This window comes from Enterococcus sp. DIV0175, assembly GCF_050529075.1.
GTDB lineage: Bacteria > Bacillota > Bacilli > Lactobacillales > Enterococcaceae > Enterococcus_B > Enterococcus_B thailandicus.
Genome location: NZ_CP172880.1, coordinates 2,127,333 through 2,141,058 on the forward strand (window position 1 = coordinate 2,127,333; position 13,726 = coordinate 2,141,058).

General features: G+C 38.0%; 13 protein-coding genes and 1 other RNA gene. 2 read left to right on the top strand and 12 right to left on the bottom strand.

The features are described from left to right. Positions 1-13: 13 nt before the first annotated feature. From IGJ76_RS10080 to tadA, 3 genes are all read right to left on the bottom strand, one after another. Positions 14-1,399: a bifunctional UDP-sugar hydrolase/5'-nucleotidase gene (locus tag IGJ76_RS10080; protein WP_368027407.1), complete on the bottom strand. Its 1,386-nt coding sequence runs from the start codon at positions 1,397-1,399 to the stop codon at positions 14-16. 353 nt (positions 1,400-1,752) lie between these two features. Beyond that, positions 1,753-1,837, bottom strand: an RNA gene (gene ffs, locus IGJ76_RS10085) — signal recognition particle sRNA small type. A 40-nt stretch (positions 1,838-1,877) separates the two neighbouring features. Beyond that, on the bottom strand, positions 1,878-2,378 hold the full coding sequence (tadA, locus tag IGJ76_RS10090) for a tRNA adenosine(34) deaminase TadA (protein WP_373419147.1): 501 nt from the start codon (positions 2,376-2,378) through the stop codon (positions 1,878-1,880). A gap of 124 nt (positions 2,379-2,502) precedes the next feature. Between tadA and IGJ76_RS10095 the strand changes: the two genes are divergently transcribed. Then, positions 2,503-3,375: a helix-turn-helix domain-containing protein gene (locus IGJ76_RS10095; RefSeq protein ID WP_071868889.1), complete on the top strand. Its 873-nt coding sequence runs from the start codon at positions 2,503-2,505 to the stop codon at positions 3,373-3,375. Between the two features lie 74 nt (positions 3,376-3,449). Here IGJ76_RS10095 and IGJ76_RS10100 read toward each other — a convergent pair whose 3' ends face one another. Together IGJ76_RS10100 and IGJ76_RS10105 are read right to left on the bottom strand one after the other, a co-directional pair. Continuing rightward, complete coding sequence (locus IGJ76_RS10100; protein WP_067482472.1) at positions 3,450-3,785, bottom strand: hypothetical protein; 336 nt, start codon at positions 3,783-3,785, stop codon at positions 3,450-3,452. A gap of 85 nt (positions 3,786-3,870) precedes the next feature. Next, positions 3,871-4,416, bottom strand: coding sequence for a TetR/AcrR family transcriptional regulator (locus IGJ76_RS10105; protein WP_067482473.1), 546 nt, complete (start codon positions 4,414-4,416; stop codon positions 3,871-3,873). A gap of 467 nt (positions 4,417-4,883) precedes the next feature. On the opposite strand from IGJ76_RS10105, the gene IGJ76_RS10110 reads away from it, so the two are divergent. Beyond that, positions 4,884-6,428 carry a helix-turn-helix domain-containing protein gene (locus tag IGJ76_RS10110; RefSeq protein WP_086270760.1) on the top strand — a complete coding sequence of 515 codons (1,545 nt, stop codon included), beginning with the start codon at positions 4,884-4,886 and terminating at the stop codon, positions 6,426-6,428. Positions 6,429-6,479: 51 nt separating this feature from the next. Here IGJ76_RS10110 and IGJ76_RS10115 read toward each other — a convergent pair whose 3' ends face one another. The 7 genes from IGJ76_RS10115 to IGJ76_RS10145 form a co-directional block, all read right to left on the bottom strand. Beyond that, positions 6,480-7,184 carry a zinc metallopeptidase gene (locus tag IGJ76_RS10115; RefSeq protein ID WP_067482477.1) on the bottom strand — a complete coding sequence of 235 codons (705 nt, stop codon included), beginning with the start codon at positions 7,182-7,184 and terminating at the stop codon, positions 6,480-6,482. Between the two features lie 75 nt (positions 7,185-7,259). Continuing rightward, complete coding sequence (locus IGJ76_RS10120; RefSeq protein WP_067482479.1) at positions 7,260-7,595, bottom strand: zinc ribbon domain-containing protein YjdM; 336 nt, start codon at positions 7,593-7,595, stop codon at positions 7,260-7,262. Between the two features lie 165 nt (positions 7,596-7,760). Continuing rightward, positions 7,761-8,732 carry a DHH family phosphoesterase gene (locus IGJ76_RS10125; RefSeq protein ID WP_075491295.1) on the bottom strand — a complete coding sequence of 324 codons (972 nt, stop codon included), beginning with the start codon at positions 8,730-8,732 and terminating at the stop codon, positions 7,761-7,763. 14 nt (positions 8,733-8,746) lie between these two features. Continuing rightward, positions 8,747-10,078, bottom strand: coding sequence for a DRTGG domain-containing protein (locus IGJ76_RS10130; RefSeq protein ID WP_067482483.1), 1,332 nt, complete (start codon positions 10,076-10,078; stop codon positions 8,747-8,749). A 7-nt stretch (positions 10,079-10,085) separates the two neighbouring features. After that, complete coding sequence (locus tag IGJ76_RS10135) at positions 10,086-10,766, bottom strand: metal-dependent hydrolase (RefSeq protein WP_095803769.1); 681 nt, start codon at positions 10,764-10,766, stop codon at positions 10,086-10,088. Positions 10,767-11,362: 596 nt separating this feature from the next. Continuing rightward, the gene (locus tag IGJ76_RS10140; protein WP_368027406.1) at positions 11,363-11,845 is read right to left on the bottom strand and encodes a YbaK/EbsC family protein; all 483 of its coding nucleotides are present in this window, start codon (positions 11,843-11,845) and stop codon (positions 11,363-11,365) included. A gap of 130 nt (positions 11,846-11,975) precedes the next feature. Further along, on the bottom strand, positions 11,976-13,655 hold the full coding sequence (locus IGJ76_RS10145) for a ribonuclease J (RefSeq protein WP_067482489.1): 1,680 nt from the start codon (positions 13,653-13,655) through the stop codon (positions 11,976-11,978). Between the last annotated feature and the right edge of the window lie 71 nt (positions 13,656-13,726).

Sequence of the window (13,726 nt, forward strand, 5' to 3'; positions counted from 1 at the left end):
TTATACCTTGTTTTTATTTGATTGGGTAGTGAGCTTTCAAGTAATCACCCACAACACTACGAATAAACGCTGGGAACAGAAATTCATTTTCGCCGGCAATCTCAATCGTCGGAAAAAACGGTACAAACATGAAATGGTCAACCGTCGTAAACGAATATCTTTCTTTCTCATTGATTGGTTGATTTTGAAAGAGTACTTGATGATTTACTTCATCGTAGGTAATGCCATTGTAAACGATTTGTCCAAATATTTTCCCTCGAAACCCCATCCCATTCATAGGAAAGTTACGTAAGAAGTTGCGATTTTTTTCCATTTCCAAAATTAATCGAATCAAATCTGCTCCTTTAACGGTTACATTCAATAAGTGCATTGGATGTGGTAACGCAGTGTGAAGCTCATCTTGGTCGATAATTCCGGCGGGGATATCCGTCAAAAACAAGCCACTATTCAAAATTGCCGCCTTCGTCTTGCCACGTTCTTTGATTGCTTCTAATGCTAGTTGAATAAAGGGTTCTTCACCAAAAATATCCATTGTTAGTGGAAATGGTAGGTCAGCGACCTTTTTAGCTTTTAAAAGTGCGTGCCCTTCTGCCAAATAACTAGCGATTTCTTGCGCATCTTCTGCAAAGACTGTCAATGACTCAGTGGGAATTGCTTGTGCAGAATATTTCACAATTTTTTTATTCTCATCTAACGTCAATTGAACTTCTCCTACATACTGACCATAACGACCAGCTGCGGCTAATTGAACGCCGTTGATCACTTCGCCATTAGGAAAGAGATGATGTGTATGTGAACCTAAGATAACATCTATTGCTGGTAATTCTTTTGCAATTTGGATATCATCTTGAATCCCCAGATGGCTCATCAACACTAACACGTCGACTTTCGGACGTAATTCTTCGACCATTTCCGGCAAAATATCATACGGATTTCGGATATCCCAACCGTTTGGACTATACGTTAAAGGAAAAGGTGCCGTAAATGCCAGCAAACCGATTTTTGTCTGCTGCTTCGTTTCGATAATCTTGTATGGCTTCGCCCATACTGGTGGCTGCAATGTTTTTTTGTCAAATAAATTTGCTAATAAAACATCAAAATTAGCTTCATCATATAGATGATTCAAATCATGTTTTGAATTTCCAACACCTTCATTGTTTCCAATCGTTGCGGCATCGTAACCAATTTCATTCATCAGTAAGACATTGGCTTGACCATTCGTTGCTTCCGATAAGGGATGCCAACGGTCAACGAAATCTCCTAGGTCCACTGTAACAGTCGTTGTCTGTACTTTCTTTTCACTTTCACGTTTTCGTTGCTCTAAAAAGCGTCTGATTCTGGGCCAGTTTTCCAGATGTGAATGGAGATCATTTGTGTGTAATAACATTATTTTTTCCATCTTCTCGCCTCTCTTCTCGACCATCATACCACAGAGCTATTTTTTCCTTCCAATAATGATCCTGAGTATTATTTACTTCAAAAAAATAGAATAAAAAAATCATTTATGGTTTCTTTAAGCTAACCTAGTTATTATTAAGTCATTCCCAAAACATTCATTTTTTTCATTCTTTACCTCCAACCTTGCCAGCCTCATTTTTTCTATTGAGGCTGGTCTTTTTGACAAAAAAAGCGTGCCTTTGACTTCAAAAGAAGCTATTGGCACACATTCATTCCTAATATTTAGTTGGTTCACTTATTTTTTGGGCAAAAAAAAAACAGGTATAGCATTCCTGTTCATCAATCAGCTATTTTTTATATTCAGACACATGGCGGAGCCTACTTAGTGCTGCTTCCTTCCGGATCTGACACGCTTCATAAGCCCACCATTGTCCTAGCCTTTCGGCAAGAAATAGTATACCGCATTTTTTCCATTCTGACTAGCTTTTTTTCGATTTCTTTTTTTTCGTACGCAACTGACGGAAGAATGTTGACAAAATTCCTCCACATTCCTCTTCCAAAATACCCCCTTCAACGGTGGCTTGATGATTGAAGCGTTCATCCGTCAATAAATTCATCAACGTTCCAGCAGTTCCACCTTTTGGATCATAAGCACCAAAATAAACTTCTTTGACACGTGACAAAATCATTGCACCACTGCACATTGGACAAGGCTCTAGTGTTACAAATAACTGTGCTTCTTCTAAACGCCAGCTACCAACAGCTGCACAAGCTTCTTTAATTGCAAGCATCTCTGCATGGGTTGTGGCATCTTGCGTTGTTTCTCGTAGATTATGCCCCCTACCAATTACTTGATTATCTAAAATCACCACTGCACCAATGGGGACCTCAGCTAACTGTTCTGCTTTTTTAGCTTCTTCAAGAGCGAGGCGCATCCATTTTTCTTTTTCTTGTTGCGATAACTGTTCTTCGTTCAACAAATTCCCTCACTTTTTTCTCGATTATTTTTCTTCAGCATAACTTTACCATATAAAAAAAAACTTGTAACTAGCTTGTCCTTTTGATGAGGTTTTTTTATGGTAAAATAGCGGTGAGGTGAAGCACATGAATCAAGCACAATTACTAGAATTATATCCAAATGCTCAACTTAAAGAATTTCCTTCCGCATCACCATCGATTCTTTCTTTAGCTACTGGTGACGCCTTTCTTTGGTTTGAAAAAAAATCGTTAGCTCCATCTGAAATCAGTCTTTTGAAAGCGTTATTCCCAATGGCTACCAATCCAAAAAACCATCCTTGGTACCATTATTTATTCGAACAACAATCATTAACATTGGATCGTTCCTATCGAATCATCCAGTTACATGTATCAGCAAAGGATGACTTTTTGCAAAAGGAATGGCAAGAAACGTTACTAGCGATGTTTTATGAACCTGCAGATTTCTTTTTCTATAGCCAACAAGATGCACTACTGATTGAGCCTAAAGGGAAAAATTTTCTTCCAGTTTCTGAACTAAATGGTATTTTTCAATCATTAGATATTGACTTTGAAATTACAACAAATGTTTTTGTCGGCGCTTTTCATGCACCTTCACAAGATTTTGGAACATTGTTTGCTGAAGAACGAAAAATTTTTCTTACAGAAAAACGCTCCCCACAAAACAGTCAAGCTGTGTTTTCTCTACAAGATGTTGCCCTGCACTACTTTACAACAGAGGGGATCAAAGAGAATTTACTTATCCAAAATTATCAGCTCTTGCTTGAAGAAATGGATATGGAAGAAATCATCTTAGCGTTGTGGAATCATTTGGGCAATATCAGCTCCGCTGCCAAAACTCTTTTTCTTCATCGTAACACGTTGAAATATCGGATAGAAAAGTTTCAGGAAGCAACTGGCTTTAATTTAAAGCAAGCAAATGATCTTCTTTTTTGTTATCTTCTAATCATCCAAATGTCTCCTACCAAAAAAAATAATTAAAAAAAGTGAGCGTTGCGACTAGCCTGACTAGTCCAACACTCACTTTTTTTGCTGTGCTTTTTTAACACAAAAAATTACATAATTTTATCAACTAAAGTCATCAAACGCTCACGCAAATCATCCGTTGAATCTTTTAGCGTGTCACCATAAACAGAGATTTTCTTGCGGCCTTTTTTGATTTTTTCTAAAACACCCATCAAAGAGTCCAAATCACTATCCGATAAGTCATCGACTAATCCTAATAGCTTTTCATTTCCGTCAAACTTATCATTAACAAATTTTTTGACTTTGCAACGATTAGACATATGACGAATTTTTTCCACCACTTTACCTGACACAACTGCTGTAGTTGCTACACCAGCAGCAGCCATGATACCTAAACCGATTGTTACTTTTGTTGATGTTTTCATAAGTCTTCAGCTCCTTTTTATCTACTTCTATCATAGCATAGACAAAAAAATAAACGAACTATTTCACTCGACTCATGAAGCACCATTACTTAGCTGCAACTAAGCGAATATCAGTTAGGACTTCTGGTAAGTCCTCATCTAGTTCGGCCAACTTACTCCAGATTGCTGTCATTGTTTCATAAAACTCACGAGAATTTTCGTCAGAATTTAAACTCCCCAAAATATTCAGCCACAAAAGTTCAACTAGATAAACTTCACTAACTCTAGTATGTTCATTTAGATGAGTCTTAAAACTTAGCTTGAATAAAGCTGCTAAGTCTAGATCAGACTGGAAGACGATTCCACGAACGCTTTCGTTCACTGCAAAAAATTCTTTCAATAAGTGGACGATACTAAAAAAGTCCGTCATTTGATACGTGTCTAAATATTTTTCAAAGCTCTTTTTGATTTCATCAATAATTGTTTCTTTTAACACACCAATGGAATCAAAATGTGCATAAATCGGATATGTCGAACAGCCACAATAAGCTGCTAATTTTCTAGCAGTAATCGAATGCAACCCAAACTCTTCTGCATAGACCATACTTTTAAATAGTAAATATTCTTTACTAAAATTGGTTACTCTACCCATTTCTTTCACCCTCTTCATTTGATTTTATGATTCACAGTAATATTTTTCTCTAACGATTCTTTGCCAATATCCTGCGTAACTTTATGTAGGGGGAAAGCGTATAGAAAAAGTTATGATTTCTTATGATAAATATAACAGCAATCATCCGATAAAATAGTAGCTGATATCCTGCGTAATAGACCTGTGACTAGGAATGATTTGGTCGCACATAGCCAATGGATTATTCATCTCAAGCTTAGCTATACTGTTATATTTTGTACGTCTAAAAGAAATTTCATTACTTTTTTCTAACTTGACAAAACGCGCTTGGACATAAACAATAGAATAAACAACTAAATAATAACTTTAAAATAACAAGTTATATTATAAAGGTCTAATACCCTGTGAGAATAACATAGTATGAAAACACTTACCACTCACACTTTATGACCTATCCTGTACATATTTAGGAGGAAAGGAGTTTCGAAATGTTAGTTGATGCAAAAAAAAAGGAACTACTTGTTCTGTATGAGATTATCCAAAGCGATACTTGTTCCTTACAAGATCTTTCAAATAAACTCGTGATTCCCAAACGGACGGTGAAAGACTTGATACGAAAACTTAACCAAGCGATTAGTCAGTTACTTGAATTTCACTCTTTTATTTATTCGACTCATAAAGGAGAGATTCAGATCAATGAACACTATGAAAAAACAAAAATGCAGGTATTCTATTACTTGAAGTTAATCTTTTTACGCGAATCCCAGCGTTTTAATTACTTATTACTTTTGATGGACAGCCCTGACGCTTCAGTTGCCAAGGAAGAGTTGACCCAAAAATTATATATTTCTTCTTCTTACTTAGAAAAATTAACTACGCGAATCAATAAGGATTTAAAAAAATTCAATCTACAAATTATTTCTTCCAATAATTGTTATACCTTATCTGGAGATGAATTATTGATTCGAATCTATATATACATATTTCTATCGGATGCCTTTCAAGGACCTGAATGGCCATTTACAACAATTGATTTAGCAACAGTGAAGCAGGAAATTACTCTGTCAGATGCATTCCAGCTTCCCTTTCATTCCGAGACAGAGCAAAAAAATATTTATTTACTCTATGCGGTGTTTAAACTTCGAATCAAGCAGGCTTCTTTCTTAGAACCACTCGAAAATGATATTCAGCAATTACTGAAGCTACTCTTTCACACCTGTGATTTAACCGGTTCGTTTAAACAAAACATGCCTGTGGAGCTACCCGAAAAACATACGGAGAACGAAGTGTTTGTGCTCAATTTTATGATTCTTTGTTTCTTCCCAAGTTGGGTCCACGTCCAACAGAAATTGACCATTGGTAAGTGTTTTATGCAAACAGATCATGTTTTTTGTCAATTCACACAAAAACTAACTGTTCAATTAGCCAAGCATTTTCCAACCATTGATACAACTGAAAAAATTGCCTTCTATCACTACTTCATCACGCTTGCGTTCACTTTTGTTTCATTGTTAGGGGAATCAATCATTGAATTTCATACGCTCTATTTCCCCACTGTAACAGAAACGGTGTCGGCAGATGACTTGCAAGTGCAACTAATTCTCACAGAGATCAACGCTCTTTGCCCAGCCAAGTTGCGTTCAGTTCACGTCGCTCACTATTTGGGTTCACTGATCTATCAATTGATTCGTTCTGAAACAGATACACAACTGTTGATTCATTTAAAAATGACGAAGACCTTAACTGGCAATTATCATCTGAAAAATCGTTTGGAAAAGTTGTTCAATCACGAAACGATTCTTCTTACCTTTTCACCAGAAAAAGCGGACTTGATCGTTACTGATTGGTTTGAAGCAGCACAACAAGCCATCCCTTCTTTTTATTGGAATCTAACAAATGAAGAAGTCAGCTGGCAAAAACTTGTCTTACTTATCCAAACACTCTATGACAAAAAAACACAGATCAACACGACGCAAAACTTGTTACCTGCGCCAAACAACCACCAAAAAGAAGCACCGGCATTTATCAACTGACAAAAGCCGGTGCTTCTTTTTATTCTTACTTATTGCTTTGCTGTTTATCCTTTAGTCTCGACGGTTGTTTCCGCCAAACAACAAAATCAAGCGGAGTAATTGTAGGAAAGTTGCTAGTGCTGCTGCGACATAAGTTAATGCTGCAGCAAACAAGACGTGACGCGCCATTGGCACTTCATCTTCAGTCAACAAACCGCCCTCACTTAATATCTGTAACGCACGTCTTGACGCATTGAATTCAACTGGCAGTGTCACTAATTGGAATAACAACGCCAATGAAAAAGCAAAAATCCCGATATTAATCAACGTGTAATTCCAACTAAACAAAACGCCGACCATAATCAATGGCAACGAAATTGCAGAGCCAAAATTAGCTACTGGAACCAATGCTGCACGAATTTTTAACGGTGCATAACCAACAGCATCTTGGACTGCGTGTCCGCATTCATGGGCTGCCACACCAATTGCAGCAACTGAAGTCGATTGCGCTGTTGCTTGTGATAAGCTTAGCATTTTATTTCCAGAATTATAATTATCTGTTAGATTCCCAGCGATTGGTTGGACACCTACGTTTTGGATGTTTTGACTGCTCAAAATATATTGGGCAGCTTGTGTTCCTGTCACATTATTTTTGCTACGGATTTTATCATATTTCTTGAATGTGCTATTGACATATGCCGAAGCAATACCTGAAATGGCTAACCCGATGATGACCAAGATAAACGTTGGATCAAGTAGATTATAGATCCCGTACATTTAAGCTCACTCCTTTTCATTTTCTTTATTCTACCATGAGAAGAGAGAAAAAAATGTGAAGAGACTTTGAAGCTTTTAGTTTTTCTTAACGAACTCAGATTTCAACTTCATTGGACCAAAGCCATCAACTTTGCAATCAATATTGTGGTCGCCTTCAACTAAACGAATATTTTTGACTTTTGTTCCTTGCTTAATTGCACCAGAAGCACCTTTGACTTTTAAATCTTTGATGACTGTTACACTGTCACCTTCTGCCAAACGATTCCCATTTGCATCAAGCACAACAAGTTCTTCTTCCACGTTCTCGGTTTGTTCGGCGCTCCATTCATGACCGCATTCTGGACAAATAAATAATCCTCTGTCTTCATAAGTATACTCAGACCCACAAGTTGGGCAATTTGGTAATGTCATCTTCTTTCTCCTTTAAAATCTATTATTGAGCATCATTGTAACGAAAAAAAGTTACTTTGAAAAGAGTGCTTGTGAATTTTGTACAAAAAAGAGCAAAGAAAATGACTGATGTGCTGTAATTCTCCCAAAAGTCGCTTTTCTTTACTCACTTATTACCTTTTTCGATTATTTTTGTTGGTAATCCTGACACAAAGTTTGAATTTCTTGATAGATTTCTTCTACTTCACGTAAATCTTTTGCATTTGCACCACTTGCTAGTGGATGTCCGCCTCCGTGATGACGCTTTGCTAGCTCATTGATTACAGGACCTTTTGAACGCAAACGAACACGGTAATGTCCTTCTGGTTGTTGAACAAAGATTCCCCAAGCCAAGACTTCATCTATGACACCAGGCAAAGCAACGATTGCTGCGGTTTCAGAATCATCAATCCCGTAGTCAGCCAACAATTCCTTTGATAAAAGCACGCGACCAGCACCGTTATGGTCAACATCAAGATGTTGGTATAAATATCCTGAAAGTTTGGCAACTTTCATTGGCATTTGCTCTAATTCACGATTTAATTGACCAGCATCAAATGGATAGCTCATTAAGACAGCGGCAATTTCTAATGTTCGTGGAGTTGTTGCCGGATATAAAAATCTTCCCGTATCGCCAACAATCCCACCATAGAGTAAGCGGGCTGCAGTTGCGTTGATCGTTAGTTCATCTGGAAACATCAAAGCAAATGAAGCAATCATTTCGCTACAGCTGCTTGCCTTCGTGTCTACCCAAACGAGGTCACCATAAGGCTCATCGTTTGGATGGTGGTCAATTTTAATCAACTGATCGCCTAATGGATAACGGTCATCACTGATTCGTGGCGAATTCGCTGTGTCCGTTACAATGACTAATGCCCCTTGATAAAGTGCATCATCAATTGATTGCATTTCTGCTAAAAAACGAAGTCCTTCAACAGTTTCACCTACCTGATAAATTTCTTTTGTTGGAAAACTTTCTCGCAAAATCTCCGCCAACCCGACCTGTGAACCAATTGCATCTGGGTCGGGGCGTTGGTGGCGATGAATGATAATTCGTTTTGCTGCCTGAATTGCTGTTAAAATTTCTTGTTGGATCGTTAGTTCCGTTGTGTTTCTCATGTCTTCCCTGCTTTCTAAGAACGTTCCATTACTTGGCAAACAACAATTGCTTTTGCCACAATAATATTTTCAATGTACACTTCAATATCTAGTTTTGCTGAACGACGCCCGATTTCTAGCACACGTGGTTGAATATCTAATTCACTCTCTAACTGGATTAAGCGTAAGTAATGAAGGTTCATTTGTTCAATCAAAATATTACGTCGTTGGTTCAACAACATCGTTTTTTGGGCGACATCTGAAATAATCTCACTTAATACCCCAAATGAAATCGTCCCTACGCCGTTAACCATTTGTGGTGTTACTGTAAATTTGAATTTGGGATTGTCCAGACGACTTCCTTCACGATCGGTTTCAATCGTTTGGATATCCCCCGAAATTTGATCCGAAATCGTATCAGCAATTTGTGGTTGACGCTGAACCAGCTGCATAGCCTTCATCACATCTTGACGCGTAATGACACCTTCTAATGTCAAATCATCTGAGACTACGGGCATCACTTCAAGTCCATCCCAAATCATTTGATGGCTTACCGAAGCAACACTCATCGTTTTCTTGACACTAATTGGCTCTTTCGTCATTACTCGTTCAATGAGCTGATTTTCAGATTTCCCTAAAATGTCCTTGGCTGTCACGATTCCCATCAACCGTTGGTGGCGATTAACAACTGGAAAGCGTGAATGCTGGGTTTCTTCTGACAATCGTTGAAAATCAGCAACGGTTTCCGTTGGCAAAAGATGATATGTTTTTTCTGCTGGCATATAAATGTCGCTGACTAACATAATATCTTTTTTGATTAATTGGTCACTTAGCGCACGGTTAATCATGGTTGCAACAGTAAAGGTATCATAAGTTGTCCGCAAAATCGGCATTGCTAGCTCGTCTGCTAATTGAGAAATCTCTGGTGTTGTTTCAAATCCCCCAGTAATCAACACAGCTGCACCATCTTCTAGTGCTAACTTTTGGACATCCGTTCGATTTCCCACAATCATTAGCGAACCAGGAGTGATATAGCGTTCCATCGCATGCTTCGTCATTGCCCCAATCACAAACTTGTTGAGATCTTTATCTAACCCGGCTGCGCCTCCTAACACATCTCCTTCAATAATTCGGACAACTTCACCAAAGGTCAAACGTTCAATATGCTTCTTTAATTTTCGCTCGATCCGAATCGTTCCAACACGCTGGATGGTTGATACTAAGCCAATATTTTCAGCATCTTTGATTGCTCGATAAGCTGTACCTTCACTGACATTCAGTTCCTTCGCAATACTCCGCACAGAAATCCGATTGCCCACTGGTAAACTTTCGATATATTCTAAAATCAAATCATGTTTTGTCGCCATTTTTCCCCTACACTTCCAGCGTATCTGATACGCTCATTATTTTTCCGACATTTGCTGGTAATAAATCAAGAAACACTTGCGGATCTTGCTCGATTACCGGAAAAGTATTGTAATGGATTGGTACAACTTGTTTTGCACCAATTCGTTTGGCTGCGCGCGCTGCATCCTCTGGGCCCATCGTGTAAGTATCGCCGATCGGTAAGAAAGCAACATCAATAGCAAATTGTTCTGCCAGTAAAGCTAGGTCACTAAAATCAGCTGTATCACCAGCGTGGTAAATCGTTTTTCCTTCTGCTTGAAGAATGATTCCACTAGCTTCTCCCATATATTGAATGATTCCATTGACCTCATAACTTGAACTATGTTGCGCAGGAACCAGTTTTACTTCACCAAAAGGAAACGCATGCTTACCGCCAAGATTCATCCCAAATGCGTTTACACCTCTTGTTTGGGCATAGTCGGCAATTTCAACGATACTGATAATTGTCGCTTGGTTTTTTTGTGCAATTGGAATCATATCTCCAATATGGTCGCTATGACCGTGTGTTACTAAAATCCAATCTGTCTGCACTTCATCAACTGTTAAATCCGTTAATTTGTTTCCAGTAATAAACGGATCAATCAACAAACGTTGCTTGTTTTCCATCTCAATCGAAAGACAAGAATGACCATGATAAGTAATTTTCATTTCTTCACTCCTCACAGATTTTTGGTTTGTGTACCTAAAAAGAATAAAACGATTTCAACCTCATTGCTTCAATGAAACAAACCGCTTTCCTCACTTATTTTTTTTGAAATTTTAGTACAGTATGTTCTTTTTTATTGTAACAGATAATACAGAATTCACCAAGCAGACCTCTTCTTATTTTTTTAGAAAAAAACAGAGATTCTTGGCTAAAATTCCAAGAATCTCTGTCTCTTCTTCCAAAATAATGGGTAATTTGTTCTCGTAAACAATCTTAGCAAATCAGAAAAGGGTGTCACAAATGCTTTGTCATACCTTCTGTTCCTGAATAAATGGTGTTCCCAAAGCAACTTTTTCGATAATAAGTCCTCTTTTCATAAAAGTATGAGGAGTTATTTTTAGAAAAGATTCCTTATTACTTGAAGTTAGCCACTTTGCGCCACAACCTCTTTTCACGGTGTTCCCAAAACAACTCCTCCAGATAGTTTACATTCACTTCAAAATATGGAAAGCTATTTTGAGTGATTGCTCACTATCTTGTCGGAGTTAAGCGTTTTGCGCCACAACCTTTTTCCACACATCTTTTTGATCACTGGAGTTTACGAGCCTTTGATCAAATCTGCATAGGTCGGTTCGACAATTGCATCCAAATCTGTCCGCGCTAATAAAATTCCTCGACCTAATTCCCCACTAGAAATCAAAAGTTTGGACTGTTTTTTTAAAGAATGATCAAACACAAAAAGATCTTCTGGATGTTGAAGTTTAATACCAATCGGTGTATTTGCACCATGTACATACCCAGTGTGTGCAAAAACAAAATCCATATCAGGTAATCCTACCTTATGATTTTTTGTAATTTCTCGTGTTTTTTTATAATCAAGGCGTGCATCCAGTGGCACTAAAGCAATAATAATGCCGGTCTTGTCCCCTTTTAATACTAGATTTTTGCAAACGAGATCAGCCGACAAACCTTTCGCGGCTAATGCAGATAAAAGGTCTGTTTCCTCGACACTTGCTAAATCAATAACTTCAAACGGAATCGCCTTTTCTTCTAGATATTGTTCTACTCTGGTTTTAGTCATACATCATCAATTCCTTCCATGATTATTATTCTAACGGATTTATTCTCTGACATAAGAAAAAAGTAGAAGACCACCAAACTGGGGAAATCTTCTACCTTTTTGCTTGTTTAGAACGAAAAATCTCTAGCGCTTATTTTTTACCACGTCGTTGTGTTGCCTCCATAATAACTGGTAAAATCACTGGACGACGTTTTGTTTGTTCGAATAAGTAACGGCTCAACTGATCGCGGATGTCTTGTTTTAATTTGCTCCACTCAAAATCATCACTTTCCAAGTGTTTATTGACGATTTCTTCAATCATCACCGTACATTCTTTCATCAAATCACGACTGGCTTTAACATAAACAAACCCTCGCGAAGTAATCTGTGGTTTTGAAACGATTTTCTTTTCTCGACGACTGATTGTAACGACAGCCACAAAAATCCCATCTTCAGATAAAATTTTGCGATCGCGTAACACGATATTCCCAATGTCACCAACACCAAGTCCATCAATCATTACGTTTTCAGCACTAGTTGTACCAGCAACGCTCATTCGTTTATTTTTATATTCTAAAATGTCACCACGACCAGTGATGTAGATGTTTTTGTAAGGAATGCCAACAGCATGTGCCAAGTCCGCATGTGCTGCTAATTCACGATATTCCCCTTGAACAGGGATAAAGTAAGTTGGACGCATGAAGTTTAACATTAATTGCAAGTCATTCGGATTTGCATGACCAGAAACACGCATGTTTTCTGAAATCAGCTTCACTGTTCCGCCAGCGCGATAAATCATATCTTCCGTTTTTGCAACCATTGTTTCCATTGCTGTACTTGGTGTAGTCGTAATGTAAACTAAGTCGCCTTCTTCGATTTTCAGATTGCGATGTGTGCCATTCGCCATTTTTTGTAATGACTTGATTGGTTCACCCATTCGACCTGTTTCAAGAATGATTAATTCTTCTGGTTCATAGTTTTTCATTTCTTTTAAGGTTACCAATAAATCTTCACTTGGTAATTGAACTTTTTCCAAACGCATAGCTGTCCGGATGATTCGTTCAAAATCTTGACCAGTCAAAACAACTTTTCGATTTGCTTTGGCTGCAGCATTCAACACTTGTTGCACTCGTTGTAAGTTACTTGCCACGCAAGCAACGATGATTCGGCCTTCCCAGTACTTGATTGTATCGAAAACTTCATCTGCGATTTGCAATTCAGAAGCAACAGGTGCTGGGTTTTCAGCATTCGCTGATTCACTAAGAAGTGCTAGGACGCCTTCCTTACCAATCTCTGCCAAGCGTGCATAATCTGTTTGATACATTGGGATAGCCGTTTGGTCAAATTTAAAATCACCTGTATACACAATATTTCCTTCTGGCGTTTTCAAATTGATTCCGACAGAATCGGGAATCGAATGTGTTGTGCGGAAAAAACTAACGATTGTTTCACCAAAATCAATCTCAGTGTGTTCATCCACAACATGGAAATCTTTGAACCCCTTTGCCTCTTCATTGCGACTAACACTTATTTTCGCTAATTCGATCGTTAACTCTGTCCCAAAAACTGGAACAGCTAATTTAGATAAGAAATAAGGCAACGCGCCAATAGCATCAGCATGTCCGTGTGTCAAAAACACACCAGCCACTCGATCCACATTTTCTTCTAAATATGTGAAGTCAGGAATAACGACATCAATCCCCAAAAGTTCATTTTCTGGATATTTCAATCCACAGTCTAATACAAAAATATCTTCTCCAACTTCTGCGACATACATATTTTTCCCATTTTCGCGGACACCGCCTAATGGAATAATTTTAATGGTACTCACAAATTTCACCTCTTCTATGACATCACTTTCAGATGATGCCAATTCTCTACTTATATTAATTACTAATCTAT